This is a genomic window from Alteromonas sp. G4i35, from assembly GCF_054960375.1.
The window spans coordinates 1-25,585 of record NZ_JBHNZD010000009.1 but is presented as its reverse complement, the minus strand read 5'-3'; the positions used below and the strand labels follow the sequence as shown (position 1 = coordinate 25,585).

At 43.2% G+C, this 25,585-nt stretch carries 23 protein-coding genes; 10 read left to right on the top strand and 13 right to left on the bottom strand.

What is annotated here, in order from left to right:
• Positions 1 to 31: 31 nt before the first annotated feature.
• Genes yidC through ACFI6L_RS07020 form a run of 5 tightly spaced genes read right to left on the bottom strand, consistent with a single transcriptional unit; the run spans position 32 to position 2,631 of the window.
• The gene (gene yidC, locus ACFI6L_RS07040) at positions 32 to 1,690 is read right to left on the bottom strand and encodes a membrane protein insertase YidC (RefSeq protein WP_462573669.1); all 1,659 of its coding nucleotides are present in this window, start codon (positions 1,688 to 1,690) and stop codon (positions 32 to 34) included.
• A gap of 10 nt (positions 1,691 to 1,700) precedes the next feature.
• On the bottom strand, positions 1,701 to 1,949 hold the full coding sequence (yidD, locus tag ACFI6L_RS07035; protein WP_014951464.1) for a membrane protein insertion efficiency factor YidD: 249 nt from the start codon (positions 1,947 to 1,949) through the stop codon (positions 1,701 to 1,703).
• Positions 1,934 to 2,293 (bottom strand): ribonuclease P protein component, encoded by a 360-nt coding sequence (gene rnpA / locus ACFI6L_RS07030; protein WP_015000154.1) that lies wholly within the window; start codon positions 2,291 to 2,293, stop codon positions 1,934 to 1,936. Before rnpA ends, yidD begins: the two co-directional genes overlap by 16 nt.
• A gap of 15 nt (positions 2,294 to 2,308) precedes the next feature.
• Positions 2,309 to 2,443 carry a 50S ribosomal protein L34 gene (rpmH, locus tag ACFI6L_RS07025; RefSeq protein ID WP_014290886.1) on the bottom strand — a complete coding sequence of 45 codons (135 nt, stop codon included), beginning with the start codon at positions 2,441 to 2,443 and terminating at the stop codon, positions 2,309 to 2,311.
• Between the two features lie 20 nt (positions 2,444 to 2,463).
• Positions 2,464 to 2,631: a hypothetical protein gene (locus ACFI6L_RS07020; RefSeq protein ID WP_155279887.1), complete on the bottom strand. Its 168-nt coding sequence runs from the start codon at positions 2,629 to 2,631 to the stop codon at positions 2,464 to 2,466.
• A 438-nt stretch (positions 2,632 to 3,069) separates the two neighbouring features.
• Here ACFI6L_RS07020 and dnaA point away from each other — a divergent pair, with 438 nt between their 5' ends.
• From dnaA to ACFI6L_RS06990, 6 genes are all read left to right on the top strand, one after another.
• Positions 3,070 to 4,725, top strand: a complete 1,656-nt coding sequence (dnaA, locus tag ACFI6L_RS07015; protein WP_342341095.1) for a chromosomal replication initiator protein DnaA — start codon at positions 3,070 to 3,072, stop codon at positions 4,723 to 4,725.
• Between the two features lie 32 nt (positions 4,726 to 4,757).
• A complete protein-coding gene (dnaN, locus tag ACFI6L_RS07010; protein WP_014975240.1) occupies positions 4,758 to 5,858 on the top strand; it encodes a DNA polymerase III subunit beta in 1,101 nt (366 codons plus the stop codon).
• Between the two features lie 125 nt (positions 5,859 to 5,983).
• The gene (recF, locus tag ACFI6L_RS07005; RefSeq protein WP_462573668.1) at positions 5,984 to 7,072 is read left to right on the top strand and encodes a DNA replication/repair protein RecF; all 1,089 of its coding nucleotides are present in this window, start codon (positions 5,984 to 5,986) and stop codon (positions 7,070 to 7,072) included.
• Positions 7,073 to 7,080: 8 nt separating this feature from the next.
• Positions 7,081 to 9,501, top strand: coding sequence for a DNA topoisomerase (ATP-hydrolyzing) subunit B (gyrB, locus tag ACFI6L_RS07000; RefSeq protein WP_014947711.1), 2,421 nt, complete (start codon positions 7,081 to 7,083; stop codon positions 9,499 to 9,501).
• Positions 9,502 to 9,680: 179 nt separating this feature from the next.
• Positions 9,681 to 10,352, top strand: coding sequence for a hypothetical protein (locus tag ACFI6L_RS06995; protein WP_462573667.1), 672 nt, complete (start codon positions 9,681 to 9,683; stop codon positions 10,350 to 10,352).
• A 44-nt stretch (positions 10,353 to 10,396) separates the two neighbouring features.
• A complete protein-coding gene (locus ACFI6L_RS06990) occupies positions 10,397 to 11,533 on the top strand; it encodes a hypothetical protein (RefSeq protein ID WP_348670813.1) in 1,137 nt (378 codons plus the stop codon).
• 67 nt (positions 11,534 to 11,600) lie between these two features.
• Here ACFI6L_RS06990 and ACFI6L_RS06985 read toward each other — a convergent pair whose 3' ends face one another.
• The 3 genes from ACFI6L_RS06985 to glyQ all read right to left on the bottom strand — a co-directional run bounded on the left by ACFI6L_RS06985 (position 11,601) and on the right by glyQ (position 15,115).
• Positions 11,601 to 12,044, bottom strand: a complete 444-nt coding sequence (locus ACFI6L_RS06985; RefSeq protein WP_462573666.1) for a hypothetical protein — start codon at positions 12,042 to 12,044, stop codon at positions 11,601 to 11,603.
• An 84-nt stretch (positions 12,045 to 12,128) separates the two neighbouring features.
• The gene (glyS, locus tag ACFI6L_RS06980) at positions 12,129 to 14,207 is read right to left on the bottom strand and encodes a glycine--tRNA ligase subunit beta (protein WP_462573665.1); all 2,079 of its coding nucleotides are present in this window, start codon (positions 14,205 to 14,207) and stop codon (positions 12,129 to 12,131) included.
• A gap of 2 nt (positions 14,208 to 14,209) precedes the next feature.
• Complete coding sequence (gene glyQ, locus ACFI6L_RS06975) at positions 14,210 to 15,115, bottom strand: glycine--tRNA ligase subunit alpha (protein WP_014947716.1); 906 nt, start codon at positions 15,113 to 15,115, stop codon at positions 14,210 to 14,212.
• 146 nt (positions 15,116 to 15,261) lie between these two features.
• On the opposite strand from glyQ, the gene ACFI6L_RS06970 reads away from it, so the two are divergent.
• Positions 15,262 to 15,870, top strand: coding sequence for a DNA-3-methyladenine glycosylase I (locus tag ACFI6L_RS06970; RefSeq protein ID WP_156077633.1), 609 nt, complete (start codon positions 15,262 to 15,264; stop codon positions 15,868 to 15,870).
• A 112-nt stretch (positions 15,871 to 15,982) separates the two neighbouring features.
• On the opposite strand, the gene ACFI6L_RS06965 is transcribed toward ACFI6L_RS06970, so the two are convergent.
• The 4 genes from ACFI6L_RS06965 to ACFI6L_RS06950 form a co-directional block, all read right to left on the bottom strand.
• Complete coding sequence (locus ACFI6L_RS06965; RefSeq protein ID WP_014975247.1) at positions 15,983 to 16,444, bottom strand: DUF2489 domain-containing protein; 462 nt, start codon at positions 16,442 to 16,444, stop codon at positions 15,983 to 15,985.
• A gap of 19 nt (positions 16,445 to 16,463) precedes the next feature.
• Positions 16,464 to 16,967 carry a Der GTPase-activating protein YihI gene (gene yihI, locus ACFI6L_RS06960; RefSeq protein WP_014947719.1) on the bottom strand — a complete coding sequence of 168 codons (504 nt, stop codon included), beginning with the start codon at positions 16,965 to 16,967 and terminating at the stop codon, positions 16,464 to 16,466.
• Positions 16,968 to 17,094: 127 nt separating this feature from the next.
• The gene (locus ACFI6L_RS06955; RefSeq protein ID WP_080986387.1) at positions 17,095 to 17,796 is read right to left on the bottom strand and encodes a class I SAM-dependent methyltransferase; all 702 of its coding nucleotides are present in this window, start codon (positions 17,794 to 17,796) and stop codon (positions 17,095 to 17,097) included.
• A 300-nt stretch (positions 17,797 to 18,096) separates the two neighbouring features.
• Positions 18,097 to 18,720, bottom strand: a complete 624-nt coding sequence (locus ACFI6L_RS06950; RefSeq protein WP_014947721.1) for a c-type cytochrome — start codon at positions 18,718 to 18,720, stop codon at positions 18,097 to 18,099.
• Between the two features lie 174 nt (positions 18,721 to 18,894).
• Between ACFI6L_RS06950 and yihA the strand changes: the two genes are divergently transcribed.
• Positions 18,895 to 19,530, top strand: a complete 636-nt coding sequence (gene yihA / locus ACFI6L_RS06945) for a ribosome biogenesis GTP-binding protein YihA/YsxC (protein ID WP_014947722.1) — start codon at positions 18,895 to 18,897, stop codon at positions 19,528 to 19,530.
• A gap of 416 nt (positions 19,531 to 19,946) precedes the next feature.
• Here the strand turns inward: yihA and polA are convergent, their stop codons facing one another.
• Positions 19,947 to 22,739 carry a DNA polymerase I gene (polA, locus tag ACFI6L_RS06940; RefSeq protein ID WP_462573664.1) on the bottom strand — a complete coding sequence of 931 codons (2,793 nt, stop codon included), beginning with the start codon at positions 22,737 to 22,739 and terminating at the stop codon, positions 19,947 to 19,949.
• Between the two features lie 421 nt (positions 22,740 to 23,160).
• On the opposite strand from polA, the gene elbB reads away from it, so the two are divergent.
• Together elbB and ACFI6L_RS06930 are read left to right on the top strand one after the other, a co-directional pair.
• Complete coding sequence (elbB, locus tag ACFI6L_RS06935; RefSeq protein ID WP_014947724.1) at positions 23,161 to 23,814, top strand: isoprenoid biosynthesis glyoxalase ElbB; 654 nt, start codon at positions 23,161 to 23,163, stop codon at positions 23,812 to 23,814.
• Positions 23,815 to 24,079: 265 nt separating this feature from the next.
• Positions 24,080 to 25,531 carry a TrkH family potassium uptake protein gene (locus ACFI6L_RS06930; protein WP_014947725.1) on the top strand — a complete coding sequence of 484 codons (1,452 nt, stop codon included), beginning with the start codon at positions 24,080 to 24,082 and terminating at the stop codon, positions 25,529 to 25,531.
• Positions 25,532 to 25,585: the final 54 nt, after the last annotated feature.

The following is a 25,585-nucleotide window of genomic DNA, read 5'->3' as shown; positions in this document are numbered from 1 at the left end:
AGGCGGGCTGTATAATTCATTGATCAGCGTGTTATTTACTGCTGATGCCCCGCTTCTCCATTGAAGCATAAATCATTTTGGCTTGAACCAAGGTAATCACGTTACTGACTAGCCAGTATAGTACCAGACCTGCAGGGAACCACAGGAAGAATACACTCATTGCTACCGGCATCCATTGCATGATTTTCTGCTGCATTGGATCAGTAATGGTGGTTGGCTGAAGTTTTTGCAATAGGTACATACTTGCGCCAGTTAGAATTGGCAGCACAAAGTATGGGTCTTTTGTAGAAAGGTCAGTGATCCAAAGCACAAAGTCTGCATGGCGTAGTTCAACACTTTCCATCAGTACCCAGTAAAGCGCAAGGAAGATAGGCATTTGCAGAAGAAGAGGTAAGCAACCGCCCATTGGGTTTACTTTCTCTTTGCGGTAAAGCTCCATCATAGCTTGAGACATTTTTTGTCTGTCGTCGCCAAAACGGTCTTTTAGCTGCTGCATCTTAGGTGCTAAGTTGCGCATACGTGCCATTGACTCGTATTGCTTCTTAGTTAGCCAGTACATCGCGCCTTTCACTACAATAGTGATAAGGATAATTGCCACACCCCAGTTATTAACTAGGCTATGAAGGAATGTAAGAAGGGCGAACAGCGGCTGTGAAATCCAGAAAAGAATACCGTAATCAACGGTTAGGTCTAATCCGCGCGCAATTTTCGCTAGGCTTTCTTGATCTTTAGGACCCATGTAAAGGGTAGACGCAAGGGTTTTGGTTTCACCAGGCGCTACGCTCTCAGACGGAGACAATACACCAATTACCGCATACTGATTTTTCAGGTTACGAGAATAAAGCGTGTTAGTTTGCTCTTGTGAAGGTACCCATGCTGATACAAAGTAATGTTCAAGCATGCCAACCCAACCCGCTTTCGTGGTTTCGCGTAGGTTGTCATCTTCAATCTCGTCGAACGAGTACTTCTGGTAGCGGTCATCTTCCGTTGAAAATGCAGCACCACGGTACGTTGGCATAAACATGTTACCGTCGTCTTCAAACTCCATCACTTGTTTAAGCTGTGCATACGGCTGAACCGTTGCTGCGCTGCCAGTACCATTTTCAACGCTATAGCTCACGTTTACGTCGTACTGACCTTTAGTGAAAGTGAAGGTTTTGGTAACTGACAAGCCTTGGTTGTTTTTCCATGTAAGAGGAATAACAAGGGTGTCGCCAGTCATTTCATAATAGTCACTTTGTGCATTATACACAGGGCGGCCACTGCTGCTTGCATCAGGCCCTTGAGCACCTATTAGGCCACTTTGCGCTACATAAAGACCGTTGCCAGAGCGAAGTAGGCTGTAAGGAATATCCGAACCTTGCTCTACCGGAAACTTAAGTAAGTCTGCTGATACTACATCGCCGCCTAGCAAATCGATGCGTAAATCAAGCGTATCGGTTTTTACTTCAATAATGCGGTTTGAGCTTTGCGCCGCTGCGCTAGGTTGTGCAGCAGGAACGCTATCACTACTAGGTACATCTTCGCTGCCATTTTCATTAAATGACGGTACGCCTTGTGATGTCTCTTGCGTTTGTTGTTGCTCAACAGGCACAACTGGCTGTGGCCCATAATCTTTTTGCCATGATTGCCAAAGCAAAAAGCTAACTAGCGCAAGGCCAATTATCAGAAAACTACGTTGCGATTCCATAGAGGTCTCTTTATTTTGAGTGTTTATCTTGTTGTTTTTCCGGCACTGGATCATATCCGCCGGCATGCAAAGGGTGGCATTTTAATATGCGTTTAATAGATAACCAACCGCCTTTTACTAATCCGTGCGTTTTTAATGCGTCTATAGCATACCAAGAACAAGAAGGATGGAAACGACATCGTTGCCCTAACATAGGGGAAATGAACCATTGATAAAATTTTATCAATGCCAAAGGCACTGCAATTAAGAGTTGCCGCAACGCTTGTTTAATTTTTTCCATAGCTTGTCCAATGTAGCGAAAACTTCTTGGTTGCTAAGGTTGTCAGCGCCAGACTTGCCAATAACGATAATATCGACATTGGGTAAGTTGTGCTGTTTATGCCTAAAACTTTCTCTGACTAATCGCTTCAAACGATTTCTATCGTGAGCTTTACGGATACGTTTTTTCGCGAGCGTAATGCCTAAACGAGGAGTTGAAAGTGTATTTTTTCTGGCTAGAACAGTAAAAGAGGGAGATACAGCTGGGGTTGCGTTATCAAACACATAGGTAAAGTGGGTGGGAGTTAACAGACGTAACTCCCTAGAAAAATTATTCTCGCCCACTTTGGCGTCTTTCAATTAAGCTGAAAGACGAGCGCGGCCTTTTGCACGGCGAGCTGCTAGTACTTTACGACCATTTTTAGTCGCCATACGAGCACGAAAACCGTGAGAACGCTTGCGCTTTAGATTGCTCGGTTGAAATGTTCTTTTCATGACCAAAGTCTCACTTATATTTAGTTAAACATAGGCGTTTTTGGTAACACATTATGCTGTTGCCAGAACAATGTGGTGTTTTCACCAGAAAAGCCCATCGAAAAAGGACGCTGAATTCTAGAGATCTCGGGGCGTGCTGTCAATGCATATTCTCGCTTTTCGGATGAATAAGTGAACAATTTTTGCATTTTCTAATCGATAGCTTAATCGATAACGCAGTTTTCGTACAAATCGTCTGTGAATAACGCGTAAAATTTGGTTAGGTTATCCACAGTGCGTTGTGAAAAACACAGAGATAGATATAAAAAGCAAGGTGATCTAACGGTTTTTTAGCACAAATTTAGAATGAATTTTTCTCGTTATAGTTTGATTTGATCTAAAAGAAAAAAGCTTGCTAATCAGTTGCTTGTTGTTTTGATCGAAAAGATCGATCGGGATCGCCATTTACATTGTGTTGATAAAGTAAGATAATCCACAGCGATTAAAACGATAACTTAATTTCTCGCTGCTACCCAACACTTCCAACGCTATTTTCTTCTAATGGCGCTTTTTAGTGCCTGCTTTCTTTATGCTTGGCTTTTCAGGAGTTGGTTTTTCTAGCGAGTTACGGGAGCTAACTACGTACCATGTCCTTGTGGAACCAATGCCTTGAAAGATTGCGTCAAGAATTACCAACGCAGCAGTTTAGTATGTGGATACGACCGCTTGTTTGTGAAGAACAACAAGGCGTGGTTGCACTCTATGCTCCCAATCGTTTTGTACTTGATTGGGTAAGAGACAAGTACCTGAATAATATTACCGCACTACTAAAAGAGTTTGCCGGAAGTGACGCACCACAATTGCGTTTAGAAGTGATGAATCGTCACAGCGTAAGCCGAAGTCAGCCTGTAAGTACCAGCGGATCTTCACCTGCTCCAAATACGCCTAATAATCAACCAAGTAAGCCTAGTGCACCTGCGGGCGGTCAAGGGTATCAGAACTATAATACTAGTAATCAGCCTGTTCACAGCGGCAGTAATGGGCAGCACACATCGTCTTATTCACCAATGTCGAATAGCGGTATGCCATCATCGGCAAGCCAAGTGGGTGATCAAGGACAAAACAATGCGTTTTCAAAATCACCTTCATACACACAGGGTATGGATCTAAATGATCGCGGTGCGCAAAACCACGACCGTAATGGATATAATGCATACACAGATCAAGCGCCAAGATCGTCTACACCGCCGAAAGTGATCCCGATCCCTGAGGCGATGAAGCATAAAAGTAATATTAATCCGACTTATCAATTCGACAACTTTGTCGAAGGTAAATCTAACCAGCTAGCACGTGCGGCTGCAACTCAAGTCGCAAATAACCCAGGCGGTTCTTACAACCCACTGTTTATTTACGGTGGTACGGGCTTAGGTAAAACTCACTTATTACATGCAGTGGGTAATGGCATCGTAGCTAATAACGGTGACGCTAAAATTGTGTATATGCATTCAGAGCGTTTCGTGCAGGATATGGTTAAGGCACTACAAAATAACGCTATAGAGGACTTTAAGCGCTTCTATCGCAGCGTTGATGCGTTACTTATCGATGATATTCAATTCTTTGCTAATAAAGAGCGTTCACAAGAAGAGTTCTTCCACACGTTCAATGCGCTTCTTGAAGGTAACCAACAAATCATCCTTACTTCTGATAGATATCCTAAAGAGATTGATGGGGTAGAGGATCGATTGAAATCGCGCTTCGGTTGGGGTTTAACTATTGCTATAGAGCCACCAGAGCTTGAAACCCGAGTGGCTATTTTAATGCGCAAAGCGGCAGAGAACCGGATTCACTTACCTAATGAAGTGGCGTTCTTTATAGCTAAGCGATTGCGTTCAAACGTACGTGAGCTCGAGGGTGCACTTAACCGTGTTATTGCTAACGCAAACTTTACCGGTCGCCCTATCACTATTGATTTCGTTCGCGAAGCGCTTCGAGACCTTCTCGCACTTCAAGAAAAATTGGTAACCGTTGATAATATTCAGAAAACCGTCGCAGATTATTATAAGATAAAAGTAGCTGATATTTTGTCTAAACGACGTAGTCGTAGTGTGGCGCGTCCTCGCCAAGTCGCGATGGCGCTGGCCAAAGAACTTACCAACCACAGTTTACCTGAACTAGGAAACGCGTTTGGTGGACGAGACCACACTACGGTTTTACACGCTTGTAGAAAAATAGAGCAGCTAAGAGAAGAAAGTCATGATATAAAAGAGGACTATAAGAACCTCATTAGGACTTTGTCTTCCTAACACCACGACCTTAGAGGCGAGATAGCACTGCGATGAAATTTACTATAAGCCGCGAACAATTTTTACAACCCCTACAGTTGGTATCTGGTGCTGTAGAGCGTAGACACACACTGCCAATTCTTTCCAATGTTCTCATCAAAGTAAGTGAGGACGCACTTTGGCTTACTGGTACAGATTTAGAGGTAGAACTAATTTCTAGCGTGAAATTAGAAGGTGAATTCACGGAAGGTGAAATTACTGTTCCTGCTAAAAAGCTGTTTGATATTATTCGCGGTATTTCTGAAGGAACAGATATTCATTTCTCGTTAGACGGCAGCAAAGCACTTATTCGTGCCGGTCGAGGTCGTTATACGCTTTCTACTTTATCTGCCAACGACTACCCAAATCTAGAAGACTGGGAAGGCGAAGTTGAGTTTGAATTATCGTGCAGTGATCTAAAACGTCTTATTGATGCAACGAGCTTCTCAATGGCTCAACAAGACGTACGTTATTACTTAAATGGTATGTCCCTTGAAACGGAAGAGAATATCATTCGTACCGTTGCTACAGATGGTCACCGCCTTGCACTTTGTCGCCTAAACTATGAGACCACGTTGCCATCTCGTCAGGTAATTATTCCACGTAAAGGTGTGTTAGAAATTTCTCGTCTTATTAGCGAAGATGACAAATCTCTTAAGGTGCAAATAGGCGCCAACCATCTTCGAATTTTCTCAAACGATTTCATTTTTACTTCGAAATTAGTTGATGGCAGATTTCCTGATTATCGCCGTGTTTTACCTCAAAATGGCGACAAGGAAATTATTGCGAGTAAAGCTGTATTAAAAGAAGCTTTTTCACGTGCGGCCATTCTATCTAACGAAAAGTTTAGAGGCGTACGATTAAACTTGTCTTCTGGTGAGCTTAAGATAACGGCTAATAACCCAGAGCAAGAAGAAGCGGAAGAAATCGTTGATGTTCAATATCAAGGTGACGATTTAGAAATTGGCTTTAACGTTGCCTATCTAATTGACGTATTGAATGCGCTTGGATCTGATGGCGTTAAAGTGAGCCTATCAGACTCAAACGCGAGTGCGCTAATCGAAGATGATGCTGATGACGCCGCGTTATACGTTATTATGCCAATGCGACTGTAGTCACTACTACATTAAGTGTTTGCAGCGTTTCGCATATTCCACGTTATTTTGTCATTTAAATTATCAATTCAAGAAGCGATGAGTGTTGATACTCATCGCTTCTTTTCTTTCATTAGTGTGACCTCATGAAACTGGACCGCGTCCAGATTACACAGTTTCGTAATCTTACTTCCGTATCACTTTCTCCTTCACCAGCGCTGACTATCATTAAAGGCGTGAATGGGAGTGGGAAATCCTCGTTAATCGAAGCACTTTATTACCTAGGTTTTGGACGTTCTTTTAGAACAAATAAACACAGTTCGGTTATTCAAAATGAGAAGGACAACTTCAGTGTTTTCGCGTCATGCAAAACTGAAGAAGGGGATGAATTAAAGCTAGGTTTTCAACGAAGTAGAAATGAGACATTCACCTGTAGTATTAACGGTGAACATTCAAATAAGTTATCAGATTTAGTTAGCTTGGTACCACTTCAACTTTTTACTCCGCAGAGTACTGACCTTATAATTGGTTCGCCTTCCGAGCGTCGACGTTTTTGTGATTGGGGATTGTTTCACGTGAAACATCAGTTTCAATCACTTGCTAATCAGTATGGAAAATTTTTAAAACACAGAAATGCCTTACTGAAACAGCAGGCAAATTTAAGCGCACCACAAAATCAATATTGGGAGTCTCAGTTCTCAGAACTAGGTGAGTCTTTATCGGCTACTCGTCAGGAATATGTGGATACCCTTACACCTATTTTTAAGCAGTACGCGCAAGAATTTCTTCCTAACTTCGACGTGGAATTAAGTTACTATAAAGGGTGGGAAAAAGATGTCGGTTTATCAGAAAGCCTAGTTAAAAAACGTGAGTATGATGGTAAAATAGGACATACCTCCTCTGGGCCCCATAAAGCCGATTTAAGGCTTAAAGTGAATGGAGTAAACGCCCAGGAGCTTTTATCGAGAGGACAGCTTAGAATGGCTGTGGCAGCGCTTCAAATGTCACAGACTAAGCTATTTAATAAGGCAACGCAGCGTAAAAGTATCTTTTTGCTTGATGATGTAGGTGCCGAACTAGATGCCGATAAAAGAGAACAATTTATTGATGGGTTGCTCAAAATGGATACGCAGGTTTTCGTTACTGCAATAGAATCCACGCAACTCGCTTTTATACAAAAATACAACGAAAAGAAAATGTTTCACGTGGAACATGGAAGCGTGAAAGAGGAGTAAAAGCTAGTATGTCAGCAGAGAACAACTACGACTCGTCCAGTATTAAAGTACTTAAAGGATTAGATGCCGTAAGAAAGCGTCCTGGTATGTATATCGGTGATACTGATGATGGTACCGGATTACACCACATGGTTTTCGAGGTGGTCGATAACTCTATCGATGAAGCACTTGCTGGACATTGTTCTGAGATTACTGTGCTCATTCACAGCGATGGCTCAGTATCTGTGTCTGACGATGGACGTGGTATACCAACTGAATTGCACCCAGAAGAGGGTGTGTCTGCAGCTGAAGTTATTATGACGGTTCTTCACGCCGGCGGTAAGTTCGACGATAACTCTTATAAAGTATCGGGCGGTTTGCACGGTGTAGGTGTATCAGTAGTAAACGCACTTTCAAGCCGACTGAAGCTTCGTATTCGTCGCGGTGGTAAAGCGCATGAACAAGAATATCATCATGGTGTTCCACAGGCGCCACTAGCCGTAACAGGCGATACTGACAAAACGGGAACTATGATCCGTTTCTGGCCAAGTTCAGACACCTTCACAGATACGCTTTACCACTACGATATCCTTGCTAAACGTCTTCGTGAACTATCATTCCTGAACTCTGGTGTGTCTATTCGCTTAAAAGACGAACGCGATGGAAAAGAAGACCACTTCATGTACGAAGGTGGTATCAAAGCTTTCGTTGAGTACCTAAATGAAAAGAAAACACCTGTTCACCAGAAAGTGTTTCATTTCAGCAGTGAACAAGAAGACGGTATTGCAGTAGAAGTAGCGATGCAATGGAACGATAGCTTCCAAGAAAACGTGTTCTGTTTCACCAACAATATTCCTCAGCGCGACGGCGGTACTCACTTGGCGGGCTTCCGTGGAGCGTTGACGCGTACATTGAATAACTACATGGAAAAGGAAGGCCTGAACAAAAAGGCAAAAACGAATGCCAGTGGTGACGATGCGCGTGAAGGTCTAACCGCGGTTATTTCCGTTAAAGTACCAGATCCGAAATTCAGCTCACAGACAAAAGATAAGCTTGTATCTTCTGAAGTTCGTCCAGCAGTTGAGTCGGCAATGAACGAAAAGCTAGCAGAGTTTTTATTAGAAAACCCTGCAGAAAGTAAAATCATTGCGGGTAAAATTATTGATGCTGCTCGTGCTCGTGAAGCTGCACGAAAGGCCCGTGAAATGACACGCCGTAAAGGTGCGTTAGATTTGGCTGGTCTGCCGGGTAAGCTAGCTGACTGTCAGGAAAAAGATCCTGCACTTAGTGAACTATACATAGTGGAGGGTGACTCTGCGGGCGGTTCAGCTAAGCAGGGTCGTAACCGTAAAAACCAAGCTATTCTGCCACTTAAAGGTAAAATCCTAAACGTTGAGAAAGCGCGTTTTGATAAGATGCTTTCTTCTCAGGAAGTTGCGACGCTTATCACGGCACTAGGTTGTGGTATCGGTCGTGACGAGTATGACCCTGAAAAATTACGCTATCACAGCATCATTATCATGACCGATGCTGACGTAGATGGTTCTCACATTCGTACGCTTCTACTCACATTTTTCTATCGTCAAATGCCTGAAATCATTGAGCGTGGATATGTATATATTGCACAGCCACCGCTATACAAAGTGAAGAAGGGTAAACAAGAGCAGTATCTTAAAGATGACGATGCCCTAACTAACTACCTAACATCAATCGCCATTGACGGTGCGTCTTTGCACACCAGCGATGAAGACCCAGGTATTAGTGGTGTAGGCCTTGAAAACCTTGTTAAGCAGTACCAATCGGTAGAGAAGATGATTGCACGTATGAAACGTCTTATGCCTGCATCTATCCTCTACAGAATGCTTTACACGCCTACGCTAAACCTTGAAGACCTTAAAGATGAGTCTGCACTAGAGCATGTGGCGAAACACTTCGTAGAGCAGCTTACAGAGCGCGAAAACGATGGTGCTACATACCGTTATGAAATTCGCACTGATGCTGAACTTAGCGAGTACTACATTACAATCATTATGCGTATGCACGGAATTGATTATGAGTACATTATCGATCATGAGTTTATCGAGTCGTCTGAATACCAGCGTCTTAAAGAGCTTAACCTTGCCATTAACGACATGATGGGCAAAGACGCCTATATTCAGCGTGGCGAGCGTAGACAGCCAGTTGAGTCTTTCAAAGAAGCACTAGAGTGGCTAATGAACGAAGCGAAACGCGGCCAATACATTCAGCGCTATAAAGGGCTAGGTGAAATGAACCCTGAGCAACTCTGGGAAACCACCATGGATCCTGAAAGCCGCCGTATGCTACAAGTTACCATTGAGGATGCCATTGGTTGTGATCAGCTGTTCACTACATTGATGGGTGACCAAGTTGAGCCTCGTAGAGAGTTTATCGAAGCTAACGCGCTTAAAGTGGAAAACTTAGACGTGTAGATTATTTATTTAATGATGCATATTTTAAAAACGACCCAGGTAGGGTCGTTTTTTTTTGTGTACGAAAATGTATCTTAACGAAATATTGAAGAGCCTTACAAAAGAGTAAAAGTTGTTCTAGTATAAATTTATGTAACAAGCTGATAAGTAGTCTTATCAACTAAAACAGGGACATATAAATGACAGGACGTTTGTGTATTATTTCCATCTTCGTAACGTTTTTAATAATAGGCTGTTCAAAACAGGCTGGACTTACAGAGTCTCAGATTCGACTATCAGAGGCCAAGAAAGCCCAGGCTGTTCTCATTGAAAAAGCGAACATCATTCTAGATACCAAAGTTAAAGGTATTTTTCTAGAAGATTTAAACCACATTTCTTATGCGAGCGAAATAGCACTTCGTGCTAAGCAAGTATTTATTGATGCCAAAATTAACCTTAAGAGCGAAAGCTTAGCAGCCCTTGATAATCGAATTGGTTCTTATGTAAATAGTGCAGGCCTAACAGCAGTAAAGCTGCTGCACCAGTCAGTAGATATGACGGTAAGCTTCAAGAAAGACATAGAAGATATGCCACTACAGCCACTAACCAGTAATAGTACGTCGACAAGTGATGGCATGGTGAAATTTTTGGCTAAGCAATACAGCGTTGATATTAAATCATGTTGTATATCTGATTTGAAAGATATCGCCATATTTTTGAGTCAAGTAGACGAGCTGGAGCATTACCCGTTGAGAAAAATGATTGCGAATGTAGAGGTAAGATTATCAAGCGTCTTAAGGCACCCTGAAACCGCGAAGAAATACAAAAATGAAATAAATGCGATAGGTGAGCAATATAAAAATACTCAATAAGCAAATAAACGTTAAATAATGGACATAAAGGGATGGAAAATATTATGGAAAAAACAGTCATTGCATGCATGGGATTGCTAATGCTCCACACGGTACCAAGCGCATTAGCACAAACTAATTATAAGATTGTAGATAATGCCGATAAATCGGTAACAGTGACAAACGGAGCAGAAAAAGAAACCGTGCTAGTCATTGAAGACGAGGTAAAGTTTTCTATATCTCGAACACCAAGTATCAATAAATCCCAGCCACCGCTACAGAACAATAATATCTCCCTTAAAGGTGGTGTATTTGGCTTAACAATCAATGAAAGTGTAACAAGTATGCTGAGCGTACTCGGTACACCTACGTCAACGTATAGCGTTAACGAAGACACCGTGCTGTATTCTTATGGGAGAAACCTTTGGGTGGTGACCCACAAAGGAATAGTAAAAAAAGTGACTACAGAAAATCACTGGGTATCAACAACCCTTACTAATTCTATTGCCTTTGATAACCGGTTTAACAGCGATTGGCTAATAGAAGAGAAAGTCGGCTACGAGACTAAAAAGGCGGAATTGTTAAAACGGTTGCCTGAGGGGAATCAAATTGAAAGAGGCAAATACCGATTTACTCTTAAAAAGAAAGCTGATGTAAATCTTGATGTAATAATAGATTTGAAAATTATAAACGGTGAAAAGGAATGGCTAGTTAACGGCTTCGAGTATGGATATACGGATACTGCTTATATAAAAGATTCAAGCAATGAAACTGAGAAGGCATATCAATACAATGAAGTTATCGCCTTTGTTGACAGTAAGCGTAAACAGGGTGACACCATAACGATAGAGCAATTAGATGAGCAGGGCTTTCGTCCAATTTTTGATGCTTATGCGGATAACGGTGATGTTATTCAAGTATATGGCAATCATCTTGTACTGAACTTTAGTTATCAAGAACTAAGTAAGTTATCTGTTTACGAAAGTGTGTTTAGAAACAAACAGAATCTAGAAGATTGGAAGTTTGCAGAACACTATTTTGAACAACCTAGCACTGAGGTTAAGGCGCTTTACGGTGATGAAATAATGGGTAATGACGATTATTGGCAGGTATTTCTAGATGATGCAAAGTACGATCTATATTTCGTTGAAAACGGTGATGGGACAATGATGCTAGCCGAACTTGAAATAGAATTCTTTTAAATACCTGCTGCGAAAAAGACTAAAAGCGAGCTTTCTCGCAGAAGGTGAATAGTTAAACCTAAGCTAACTACAATTTAGACACGACCAAGGCGACTTCCCCCGCACTTGCTGCTGTTGCTGTAAAGCGATAGGTGCCAGTTGAGGAGGGGGTAAATTGCAAGTTCTCTGAGCCCTGTTCACAGACTAAATAAACAGTGGAGCCTAACATTACAGGCTGCCCTTTATATTTGCCGCCACAGCTTTGTGAGGGCGTCCATTTTGCATCTGACAACCTAAAATCATAAGGTTGTCCGTCGGCTATGAGTTCAACGTCCACTGTCCAGCCTGAATTTGATCGTTTCAACTTGTAACTAGGGTCAGCCTCCCACCAGTTAAATACACCTCTTAGGAACATGTTTTCGAATTGAATGCGAGGCACGTCCGGTGCTATTTCTGGAATTTTAAAACTTCCACTGCTTGAGCATGCTGAAAGTGTTATGCATATAGAAGCAATAGTTAGTAACTTTTTCACAGCGTCTCCATTTATAAAAAAGCCCAACGTTAAGGCTGGGCTCTTTGTTTTTCACGGCATAAAACCGCGTTAACTCTTACTAGCCTACGACTTCGCGAGAATAGATATATCTGCGGTAGTAAGGAAAAGTTGCCTTAAAAGCGACAGTAAAGCAAGTCGGTTATTCTTAACCGCTTCGTCATCAGCCATAACCATTACGTTATCGAAGAAGTTATCGATTACATTACGTAAGGTTGCAAGCGCAGTAAGAATACGCGTGTAGTCCTGTGAAGGAACAGCAATATCAACTTCTTTCTGTGCGGCTTTCAGCTCAACGTAAAGCGCTTTTTCAGCTTCTTCGGCTAACAGTGACTCATCAATATTCACTGAGTCTGTTACTTCAACGTTTTGCTTAGCAAGGATGTTTGCAACACGCTTGTTAGCGGCAGCTAGCGCTTCGGCTTCTTCCAATGCTCTGAACTTATCTACCGCATGAACTCGGGCTAAGTAGTCAGCTGGCTTAGTAGGGCGACGAGCAGCAACGGCCTGAATAACGTCAATGGCGATAGCTTGATCTTGTAGGAGCGCAGTAAATCGACCCAATACAAAATCAACAACCTGAGACTGTGTTTCTGCATTCGTTAACTTATCGCCATACACATCGATAGCTTTGCTTACTAACGTTTCAAGATCTAGCGGCAGTGACAGCTCAGTGACAATACGTAATACACCGATAGCTGCACGACGAAGCGCAAATGGGTCTTTATCACCCTTAGGTAACTGGCCAATACCAAAAATACCCACAAGAGTATCTAGTTTGTCAGCAAGCGCGACCGACGCGCTAACGCCTGAACTAGGAAGTGCGTCACCAGCAAATCGCGGCATGTATTGTTCATACAGTGCTTCTGCAACAGGCGCATCTTCACCGTCGTTTAGCGCATAGTATTTACCCATAACACCTTGAACGTCTGGGAACTCCATAACCATGTTCGACATTAAGTCGGTTTTAGCTAGAAGACCTGCTCGTGCAGCTTGTGTTTCATTCGCATCTATTTGGGACGCAATAAACGCCGATAGGGCAGATATACGCTCAGATTTTTCTTTTAGCGTACCAAGCTGTTTTTGGAACAACACGGTTTCTAAGCTTTCAAGGCGGCTTTCTAATGTCGTCTTTTTATCGCTGTTAAAGAAGAACTCAGCGTCTGCAAGACGAGGGCGGATAACCTTTTCATTGCCAGAAATAACTTGAGACGCATCGCGACTTTCGATATTCGTTACAAATAAGAAAGTGTTTGAAAGTGCACCATCGCTATCTAGCAGCGGCACATATTTTTGGTCGTCTTTCATGGTATAGATAAGCGCTTCTTTCGGTACTGCCAAGAAAGCCTCATCAAACCCAGCTTGAAGTACAACCGGCCACTCTACAAGTGACGCGATTTCTTCTAGTAAGTCTTCATTATAGTCTGGCTTAAGCGACAAGCTTTGCGCTGCGTCTTCAAGCTGCTGACGCACTTTATCTTTACGCGCCTCAAAATCTGCCAGCACATATTGTTGCTCTAGGGCAGAGGCGTAATTGTCAGCATGATCCAGTTCAAAGCGACCTTCGCCGTGGAATCGGTGACCCTGAACAACGCGGCCGCTTGTTAAGCCCAATACAGAAACGTTAACCACTTCGCTTCCGTAAAGCACGCAAAGGGTGTGAACCGGGCGTATAAACTGAGTGTCGTAATTACCCCAACGCATTGGCTTTGGAATAGGTAGCTTGCTTACTGCTTGGTTTATCAGCCCTTCTAGTAGCTCTACAACTGATTGCCCTGGAACGTGGGCTTTATGAAGTAACCACTCTCCTTTGTCAGTTACAAGGCGCTCTGCGTCAGCAACGTCAATGCCGTTACCGCGAGCCCAACCTTGTGCTGCTTTAGTGGGATTACCGTCGGCGTCAAACGCGGCTGATACTGCTGGGCCGCGTTTCTCTACTACTTTGTCAGCCTGACCTTCAGCAAGGCCTGAAACATAAACGGCTAAGCGGCGAGGGGCTGCAAACCAGCTGACTGAATCAAAGCTTAAGTCAGCTTGCGTAAGCGCAGCTTCAAACTGCGTGGCGAAGGCTTCACCTAAAGACTTAAGCGCTTTTGGTGGGAGTTCTTCAGTACCTAATTCAACTAAACAATTTTCTGTACGCACGCTTATGCCTCCTTGTTACATAGTGGGAAGCCAAGTGCTTCACGTGCTTGGTAATAGCTTTCTGCACACGCTTTGGCTAGCGTTCGAACGCGAAGAATATAGCGCTGGCGTTCAGTCACTGAGATAGCATGACGAGCATCAAGCAAGTTAAATGCGTGTGACGCTTTCATAACCTGCTCATAGGCAGGAAGTGGAAGGTTGTTTTCGATAAGCTTTTTGCTTTCTGCTTCACATTCGTCGAAGGTTCTAAATAAGGCTTCAACGTTGGCGTGTTCGAAGTTATACGTCGATTGTTCTACTTCATTTTGATGGAACACATCGCCATAGGTCACTTTGCCCATAGGGCCGTCAGTCCAAACCAGGTCGTAGATACTATCTACACCTTGAACGTACATGGCGAGTCGCTCTAAGCCGTAGGTAATTTCGCCGGTAACAGGCTTACACTCTAGACCGCCTACCTGCTGGAAGTAGGTAAACTGAGTTACTTCCATACCGTTTAGCCACACTTCCCAACCTAGACCCCACGCACCAAGCGTGGGTGATTCCCAGTTGTCTTCTACGAAGCGAATGTCATGAACCAGCGGATCGAATCCTAACTCTTTCAAAGAGCCCAAGTACAACTCCTGAATATTGTCAGGTGAAGGCTTAAGCATTACTTGGAACTGATAGTAATGTTGTAAGCGGTTTGGGTTCTCACCGTAACGACCATCGGTTGGTCTACGGCACGGTTGAACATAGGCGCTACTCATTGGCTCTGGACCTAAAGAACGTAGGAACGTCATAGGGTGAAAAGTACCGGCACCCACTTCCATATCCAGAGGCTGAATAATAACGCAGCCCTGACGCGCCCAATAATCTTGAAGCGCAAGGATCAACCCTTGAAAGGTCTTAATATCGTATTTCTGCATACATCCGCTGCTTATTAGTTATCTGACTTAAAATAAAGGTGGGATAGTATACAATTTGTGAGGCATAGTATGTAGGTGTAAAGGGTGAAAAAACGTCACGAATAAAGCCAATATGCCACTTCACAACAAGGATTTAATCTTAAGCCATGCCCAATCAAACAAAAATAGAAAAAAATATGCCTTTGCATCGCTGCGGTTGGGTAAGCAGCGACCCTATTTATTTAGCGTATCATGATAACGAATGGGGTGTACCCGAGCTAGATAGGCGCGCGTTGTTTGCTAAGTTATGCCTCGATGGACAACAGGCTGGTTTATCTTGGCTGACCATTTTGAAAAAACAGCAGAATTTTGAACAGGCATTCTATCAGTTCGACCCTGAGAAAATTTCGAAGATGGGCCCCGCTGATGTCGACAGACTTATGCAAGATAGCGGCATAATCAGAAACAAGCTCAAAATAGAGTCGGTTATCAAAAATGCCAAGGGTTTTTTAGCTATCGAAGCGTCGCAGCCATTCAGTGATTTTATTTGGCAATTTACAGATGGACGTACGGTCATTAATGCATGGGAAGACTTCAGGCAAGCACCCACATCAACCGATGCGTCTAAAGCAATGTCAAAAGCACTTAAAAAGCACGGATTTAATTTCGTAGGTGAAACGATTTGCTATGCTTTTATGCAAGCTGTAGGTATGGTCAATGACCACGAGGTAGGGTGTCATTGCTACGAGCGTACCTGCGACCTCGCGATAAAGTGATATAGGCAAAGGTAACCGGGTTAAAAAAATGGCCGACTACATACTGTACTCGGCCATTTTCGATATTGATTGCATCAGTTTTTATCTTTTAAATCAGCGTAGCGCTTACTCGTTATTTAGTGGCTATAAGTGTCTCACAATACGCCTTCAGCGGTGGTAATTCGTCCAACACTTTAGATTCGTACTCCGATTCAATCTGCTCGCGAGCGATATCTTGCTTTCTTCGCTCATTCTTAGGTAGCTGTTGCCTTGCTTCTAAAATTGCAAAACCGCTTACCTCTGTGAATAGTGCATGAATGTTGGGATACTGCGCTTTAAAATCAGGCGGAGTACTTATTGGAAGCGCGTTAAGCAAGTTCACGATGCGAATTACGCCTTCTGACAAATCACATTGCTGCTGCTCCATCGCCTTAGCTATTACTATAATACTGTCGGTTATAGTGGCTACGCGCGACTGCCTTGCCGCTTCTTGTCGCTCTTTTTGTTGTTTTAACATAAACAGCAGTTTGCCTGCGTAAAAACCTAGCGCAAGAATAATTAGTAGCGCGATGCCTGAAAGTACTGCCCAAAGCATGACTCTTTCCCGTTTTTTATTAGTGCTTAAAGTCGTCGATATTAATAGCGTCTAAATCATTAAACGGATCCATATCGTCGTCTTCATCATCCTCTTCTACTATTCCTAGTAGGTCACAAAGAATGCGGTGGCGTGCCATCTTCTCGTCGACATAAGCTTGTTGCTCACGGGTGAGCGGTTTATCGTCGTCAAGTTTGTCGAGTAAATCTGACAAGCGTTGATCTGCTTCAAGCGCTGCCAGTTCTTGGGCTGGTGTGGCGTACTTTTTCTTTTGAGCAGGGGTGGGCGTCACTGCTTTTACAAGCTGAATAGGCTTTTTACTGCCGTGGCGCGGATCTTTATTCTCAGCACTCTTTTTGCCCGTCACTTTTTTCTGTTCAACATTGTGGCGATTACCAGCGGGCTTACCTTTATGCTTTTTAGGGCGAGGCGAGTCTGATTTACGGTTTTCGCTTGGTTTAAAGTCAGGATCTTTACGAACGCCGATTAGGCCGACTTTACGTGATTTCTTTGAACGTGCCATAATTTCCAAATAACAAAGAGAGTGAAAAAACAGCGCTATTATAGCGCGAATTAGTGTCTACGTATTGATCTTTGGGTATGCAGTGCAAAATCAATACGGGGAACATAAAGTATTACGGGAATTTGTTTCAGCGCTTTCTCAATAGAACGACATCGCTGGCAGGAAAAGTGACATCATAGCCATCTCGTTGTGCCAAATATTGAAAGGTTGCTTCGCTGAAAAAGCTAACGTGGGTGACGTCGTTTTTATAGTGCCAATTTGCAAACCTGGCTTTATCAAGTACGCGCTTGGTCATGATGGCAAGAACGCCACCAGAAGCTACAAGTTTGTTAAAAAGCGCCCATTCCACATGAGGGGCGTGAAAGTGTTCTATAGCCTCTGTACATGTCACTATGTCATAGCTTTGCTCAAGTACCGATAAGTTGTGTGCATAGAAGGGATCGTACATATTCATCCTAACGCCTTCTTCTTCCAGCATACTTGCTAAAACAGGCGCAGGGCCACAGCCAAAGTCTAGTCCTCGGAGTTCACCAAATTTCATGTCTTTTATAAAAGGTGTAAGTGGCGTTAAAACCTTTCCTAAAAACTTTCGATACCCTTCGTCTTCAAAGCTATTCTCGTGAAGGTCATACTCCTGCTTTTCTACTTCTTTAGATGGCAAGAATTCAGGAGAAACATAAACGAGTTTGCATTGATTGCATTGGAGGTAATCGCGCTTTTTATCTGAGTGATAGTGAGATGGCGCGTTAGCGCTTTTGCATAAAGGACAGTACATAGGAAAGTGAACAATAATAAGGGGCTTAAAAAAGAAAAAGGTGATGGTTCTCACCATCACCTTACATTGTATGAGTGTCAGATGACACCTCTCCCGTTATACACTTCTATGTGTATTTTGCTTCCCTAGCCGTGCTCCCCTTATTTTTATTGTTAGCAGAGCTGTATTGTTGTTTTTGGCCCTCGTGGCTCTTTATCCCGTCTTCCATGCTGCATTTTTATTATTATTCTTGTTATTTAGCTTGTAGCTTTTCAAAGGCACCTACAAACTACGCCGTTAGATTACACGAATAATTTCAAAATACAACTTTTTCGGTAACAAATTTTTAACAACAATGTGCAAAAACGGTAATGCTTAGTGTAAGCCCGCGATATAGTTAGATAAAATCTCAATATCTTCGTCGGTTAATTTCATCGCAATATCACGCATCATGCCATTCATGTCATTGTGACGTTGGCCTGAACGGAATGCTTTCAATTGAGCTGCAGTGTAAGTTGCATGTTGACCGCTGATATCAGGGAAACCTGCTAAGCCCATGCCGTTGCCCTTAGGACCGTGACACGCGATACATGCAGTTACGCCTCGAGACTCGTCGCCACCTTGGTACAATGCACGGCCAGCTTCAACGTATTGCTCTGGTGTTTCACCCGCCTTTGGCTCTTGGCTTGAGAAATAAGCGGCTAGGTCTTTCATGTCTTGCTCTGAAAGTGGGGCAGCCATGCCGTTCATCACAGCATTGTTACGACCTTCCTCGCCACCTGTTTGAGAGGCAAGTTTAAATTCGGTTAATTGCTTAACAATGTACTTCTCATGCTGGCCAGCAATCTTTGGGTTCATGTCAATCATGCTGTTACCATCAGGGCCATGACAGGCTGCACATACTGCAGATTTCGCTTTACCTGCCTCGGCGTCGCCTTCTGCCATAGCAGTTGCGCTTAAACCTAAAGACATACATACCAACAAACACAGTTTTTTCATAATAAATCTCTTAAATGGATCCAACGGCTCGCGTGATATACGTGATATCATGCGTATTTTACACATTTAACGCGTCAGAAAAACCTATTCCATGATAAAACTATGGTTTTTAGTTGGTTTATTCATTAAAAAACTGTAAACCGAAGGTTGAGACGCATGTGGAGGTAAGTCTAGATGTCGTATTACACCAAAGCAAAATTCTTTACGAGCGCACCTGATATTCGTCATTTAAAGAATGATACCGGAATTGAAGTAGCGTTCGCGGGCCGCTCTAATGCGGGTAAATCGAGTGCACTTAACACGTTAACTCGTCAGAAGAACTTGGCAAGAACCAGTAAAACACCGGGTCGCACCCAATTGATCAACGTCTTTGAATTAGAAGAAGACTTACGCTTGGTTGATTTGCCAGGATATGGCTTTGCAAAAGTGCCAGTAGCCATGAAAAAGAAGTGGCAGGCGTCACTTGGTGAATATCTTCAAAAGCGCAAGTCCCTTAAAGGATTAGTCGTTTTAATGGATATTCGTCACCCCTTCAAAGATTTAGACCAAGATCTTATCCATTGGGCAGTAGCCTCAAATATTCCAGTACTGGCACTTCTCACTAAAGCCGACAAACTTAAAAGCGGTAAGCGAAAGGCACAGCTGTTAATGGCGCGTGAAGCTGCGATGGCATTTATGGGCGATGTTACCGTGCAAACCTTCTCGTCATTAAATAAGCACGGGTTACCCGAATTAGAGCGTATTTTGGATACGTGGTTTGGCTTAGATAAACAAGACGAAACAGAAGAGTCTGATAGCGAAGTACAGTAGCGCAATTCACCCTTACCGTTTGTGCTTATCTGACGTGCCCGATGGATAGGTATGATGGGGTGTTAGAAAAAAGAACGCCCCGCATAGAGCGAGGCGTAAACTGAGAGAAAACACATAAAAACCGTAGATATAGAGTCGTGATAAATAGAGAAGTTCAGAAAAATTAAGATAAAATTCGCTTTATTTTTTAAGTTATTGATATTTATGAATTATTTATTTTCCGCAGATATAAAAAAACCCCGACAAAACTGTCGGGGTTAAAGCAAAGGTTTGAAAACAGCTTTCTCACCTCTGTACCCTACATGTGTAATATTACAACAAAGCACAGAAAAGGCAAGGGTGTTATGTAATTAAATTACCAAATTTAATGAATATAACGCGCCTTTCAATGTAAAAACTGTAATCTAATTACCAAACTAGTGCGCTTCATCCCAGTTTTCGCCCACACCAGCCTCAACAACCAGCGGAACATTTAGCGTAGCTGCGCTTTCCATAAGAGCAGTAATAGTAGAGACATAGGTTTCCACTTTGTCTTCTTTTATTTCAAAAACCAATTCATCGTGCACCTGCATCATCATTGTCACATCATCAGATGCATTTTTTCTAATCCAGTCATCAACTTTGATCATCGCCATCTTAATAATGTCTGCCGCTGTGCCTTGCATAGGCGCGTTTATCGCTGCGCGCTCTGCGCCTTTTCTACGTGCACCATTACTGGCTTTAATATCAGGCAAATAAAGTCTGCGACCAAATACGGTTTCTACATAACCTTTTTCTTTCGCGCTCTCACGTGTTGAATCCATGTACTCAAGCACGCCTGGGTAGCGCTCGAAGTAAAGATCCATATATTTCTGTGCTTCATTACGTGGAATATTAAGTTGCTTCGACAACCCAAAGGCACTCATACCGTAAATTAAGCCAAAGTTAATCGCTTTTGCACTGCGACGCTGTTCAGTGGTTACTTCATCTAGTGGAACACCAAACACTTCAGACGCTGTAGCTTTATGAATATCTTTGCCATGTGCAAAGGCGTCTAATAGACCCTTATCACCCGAAAGGTGAGCCATTATTCGCAATTCAATTTGCGAGTAGTCGGCAGCGACGAACTTATTTCCTTCTCTTGGTACAAATGCCTGACGTACGCGGCGTCCTTCCTCATTTCGGATAGGGATGTTCTGTAAGTTAGGATCGGTGGAAGAGAGTCGTCCCGTGGCGGTTACTGCTTGGTGATAAGAAGTATGCACTCGACCCGTACGATGATTGATCATCTTAGGAAGTTTATCCGTGTAGGTATTCTTTAGCTTGGTTAGGCCACGGTATTCCATGATCTTTTTCGGCAACGGGTACTCAAGCGCAAGTTCTTGCAGTACGTCCTCAGAAGTAGACGGCGCCCCTTTAGGCGTTTTCTTTATGATCGGTAGCGACATTTTTTCGAACAAGACATGTTGAAGCTGTTTAGTAGAACCTAAGTTGAATGGCTCGCCAGCTTCCTCATGTACTTCACTTTCAAGCTCGGCAATCCGGGTGGCAAGATCCTGGCTTTGCTGACGCAGCCTTTGGCTGTCTATCAATACACCTTCCTGTTCCATACGAGAAAGTACACAGGCTAGGGGAACCTCAACATCTATCAATAGATTTTTAAGCTCAGGAATTTCTTTCAACTTAGTCCAAATAGCGTTGTGTAAGCGAAGCGTGATATCAGCATCTTCTGCGGCATAAGGCCCAGCTTCTTCAAGGCTAATTTGATTAAACGTTAGCTGCTTTGCGCCTTTACCCGCAATCTCTTCGAAGTGAATAGTTTTATGACCAAGGTAGGCTAGGGCAAGTGAGTCCATATCATGGCGCTGCGCGGTACTGTTTAGTACATAGCTCTCAAGCATGGTGTCAAAGCCAATGCCGTTTAAGGTAATGTCATAGTTCGCTAATACGTTTTTGTCGTATTTTATGTGTTGACCTACTTTGATCACGGTGTCCGATTCTAAAATAGGCTTTAATGCGTCTAATACAAATTCTCGTGATAGCTGGGCGGGTGCATCTGGATAATCGTGAGCAACAGGCACATAAGCAGCTTCACCTTCCTCTATACAAAATGAAACGCCAACTAACTCCGCATCCATGTAGTTAAGGCTGGTTGTCTCGGTATCAAAAGCGATGAGTTCGGCTTTTTCTAGCTTCGCTACCCAAGCGTTAAAACGCGCCTCATCAAGCACGGTCTCATACTTCGACTTATCTATTTCTACCGCTAAACTTTGTTCGGTATCTTCTACGCTGTCACTTTTGCTTTCGTCGGCGCTTGAATTGGCAGCTGAGGTATCTCCGCCAACTATTAGCGCGCTTACTTCTGCATGCCAGCGTTTGAACTCGTATTCGGCAAACAGATCGCGAAGTTGTTCGTTATCTGCCTGACACGGCATTAACGTCTCAACGTCGTAGTCAAGGTCAAGATCGATGCTGATAGTAGCTAGGGTATAAGATAGCCGAGCTTGCTCTTCGTATTCCTGCATTTTAGCCGCCATCGACTTACTGCCTCTAAACGATAGATCTGCAATTTTATCCAGGTTCTTATATATGTCGTCGATACCGCCAATACCGTTTAACAAGGCTTGAGCACTTTTATCACCTACACCAGGTACACCTGGAATGTTATCGACTTTATCGCCCTTAAGCGCAAGGAAGTCGATCACAAGCTCCGGTGGAATACCAAACTTCGTATTTACACCTTCGACATCCATCAGTTGGTTTGTCATGGTGTTGATTAAGGTGACATGTTCATTTACTAGTTGCGCCATGTCTTTATCGCCGGTGCTGATAAGGGTATCAATACCTTTTTCTGTGGCGTGTTTGGCTAACGTGCCAATCACGTCATCAGCTTCTACACCCGACTCAACAATAACAGGTAAACCCATTGCCTTAATGATGGCGTGCAACGGTTCGATTTGGCTTCTTAGCTCATCCGGCATCGGAGGACGGTTCGCTTTGTACTCTTTATAGATGTCATCGCGAAAGGTCTTGCCTTTAGCATCAAAAATCACCGCCATATGCGTCGGGTTGTATTGTTTGATCAAGCTTTTAAGCATGTTCACAACACCATAAATAGCACCGGTGTCTTGGCCTTTTGAGTTGGTTAATGGTGGTAAACCGTGAAAGGCACGAAAAAGATATGACGATCCATCGACAAGAATAAATGGAGGCTTTTTAGAATCAGGCATAGATGGCGATTTTCCAATAGAGAATATGAGCGCAAGGATGCCACAGGCTAGGGCAGATCGCCATATCATGAAGGAACATTAAGGTCGATAGCGGATCGCATTTCGCCTGTGGATAACTTTGTGATCTAAAATTTTGGGCACAGTGATCCGGATGATCTTTGTCAAGTTAAAGATCACCTTTCAAATCAAGAAAAATAAGGGAATGAAACTTAGGTGTGAAAACAGCGTACCTGCTACTTACCATTCCATTTTATGTGGATAACTTGGTGTACGTTTATTTTTGGTTTAACCAAGTTGGTCAAGTAATGTAGCATAACCATTAACAATGTATACACGTATTATTAAGAACTTTTTTTGAACAGTTGTGTGTTTAATAGCCAAATTTTGAATAAGTAGATGGCATAGCGTCTAGGAGGACGATATGAAACAAGTAGCCGTTATTTTAAGTGGTAGTGGTGTGTTTGACGGGGCTGAGTTACACGAAGCGGTATTGACACTTTTAGCCATTGAGCAAGAAGGCGCGTCTTATCAGTGTTTTGCTCCAGATGTAAACCAACTGCATGTAGTCAATCACTTAACCGGTGAGGTATCAGAAGGTGAAGCACGAAATGTGTTAGTAGAATCGGCCCGTATTGCCCGAGGTGATATAAAACCCGTGACTGAGTGCGACGTAACTGCTTTTGATACACTTATTTTACCTGGTGGCTTTGGCGCTGCGAAGAACCTGTGTACGTTTGCTGTAGACGGTGAAAACTGTACCTTTAACGAAGAGGTGCTGACAGTGTGCAAAGCCTTTGCACAAGCTAAAAAGCCCGCAGCGTACGCGTGTATTGCACCTGCGCTAGCAGCAAAAGTGTATGGCAACAAAACTAAACTGACCATTGGCAATGACGAAGCCACGGCTGGTGGGTTGAATGCATTAGGAGCCACGCATGTAGAGTGCCCAGTTGATGAGGTGGTTGTTGATAATGACGCAAAGCTTGTTACTACACCTGCGTATATGCTGGCGCAAAGCATTAGTGAAGCCAATGCGAGTATTACTAAAATGGTTAAAACCGTGCTTGCTATGAAATAGGAAACTAAAAAATAAAAGTGGTTGGTTTTTTCCTAGTGAAAAGATCAGGTGCCTTTATGTGTAATTAGCCTAATGTAGTGGGGAGACAAAGGTTTCCCCTTGTTCATTATAGTCCTATAATCAAAACCCTATGCGTAACGTATAGGATTTCATCTACCTTGTTTCACGTAGATAGATTCGCTTTTTGAAACCATATCAAAAAGCACATTGTAACTAGGGCTCAGTAGTCCTTATGCGCACTATAAAAATAAAGGCATAACAAACAATGCACTACCGTGCCATCATACGAATACTTGGGTTATTAATTGCGCTTTTTAGCGTAACCATGATCCCACCCGCTATCGTGTCGTTGATTTATCAAGATGGCAGTGGCCTGCCTTTTATCCTCGCATTTATATTTTGTGTCATCGGCGGTATGGCATTGTGGTATCCCAACCGTCAGCAGAAAAATGACTTAAGAGCACGAGAAGGGTTTCTGATTGTTGCGCTGTTTTGGTCAGTACTAGCAAGCGTGGGGGCAATTCCACTTATCTTGCTAGAGCAACCAAGCATGACGGTAACCGATGCTTTCTTTGAGTCATTTTCTGGCCTGACTACCACTGGAGCTACGGTTATTGAGGGGATAGATTTTCTTCCTCACTCAGTACAGTTTTACCGTCAACAACTTCAGTGGTTAGGTGGCATGGGTATCATCGTACTCGCAGTTGCCATTTTACCTATCCTTGGAGTAGGGGGAATGCAGCTTTATCGGGCAGAAACTCCTGGCCCAGTTAAAGATAATAAAATGACTCCGCGTATTGCCGATACGGCGAAGCATTTGTGGTACATCTATTTATCCATAACCATTGCATGTGCCGGTGCATACTGGCTTGCGGGAATGAATGTTTTTGATGCGATTTGCCATTCTTTCTCAACGGTTGCTATTGGTGGCTTTTCGAACCACGACGCCAGCTTAGGCTATTTTAATAGTCCTATGGTAAACGTGGTGTGTACCGTGTTTTTGCTTATTGCTGCGTTAAACTTCTCATTACACTATGCGGCGGTGAGCTCTCGTTCGGTTAAAGGCTATTTTAACGATCCAGAGTTTAAGGCGTTTTTTATCATTCAAGCCTCACTCATCGGGATTTGTTTCCTAGTACTTACGCTATCAGGCTACTATAGCTCGGCAGAGCAGGCTTTAGACCAAGCTATGATCCAAGCGGTATCTATTAGTACCACTGCCGGGTTTGCAACCACTGATTTTTCAGTCTGGCCGGCATTCCTCCCTATTATGCTTATTTTTTCAAGCTTTATCGGCGGGTGCGCAAGTTCCACGGGTGGGGGCTTAAAAGTAGTACGCGTCTGCTTACTGTTTCTACAAGGCAAGCGTGAGGTTGATAGGCTAATTCACCCGAAAGCGGTATACAGCGTTAAGTTTGGCGACCGTGCCATGCCTGACAGAGTAGTAGAGGCCGTATGGGGGTTCTTTTCAGCTTATGCAGTGGTGTTTGTTATCATTATGATAGGCTTGATTGCCACGGGTTTAGATAACCTAAGCGCCTTTACCGCTACTGCGGCCATGCTGAATAACTTAGGTCCGGGATTGGGGAGCGTAGCGGCCAACTATGCTGATGTTACTGACGCAGGCAAATGGATACTGGTGATTGCCATGGTATTTGGGCGACTAGAGGTCTTCTCATTGCTGGTCTTGTTCTCACCAACGTTCTGGCGCAGTTAACAAATAAACCGGTAGTTTTAATACGAGCTAAAAAAAGGGCGATAAATATCGCCC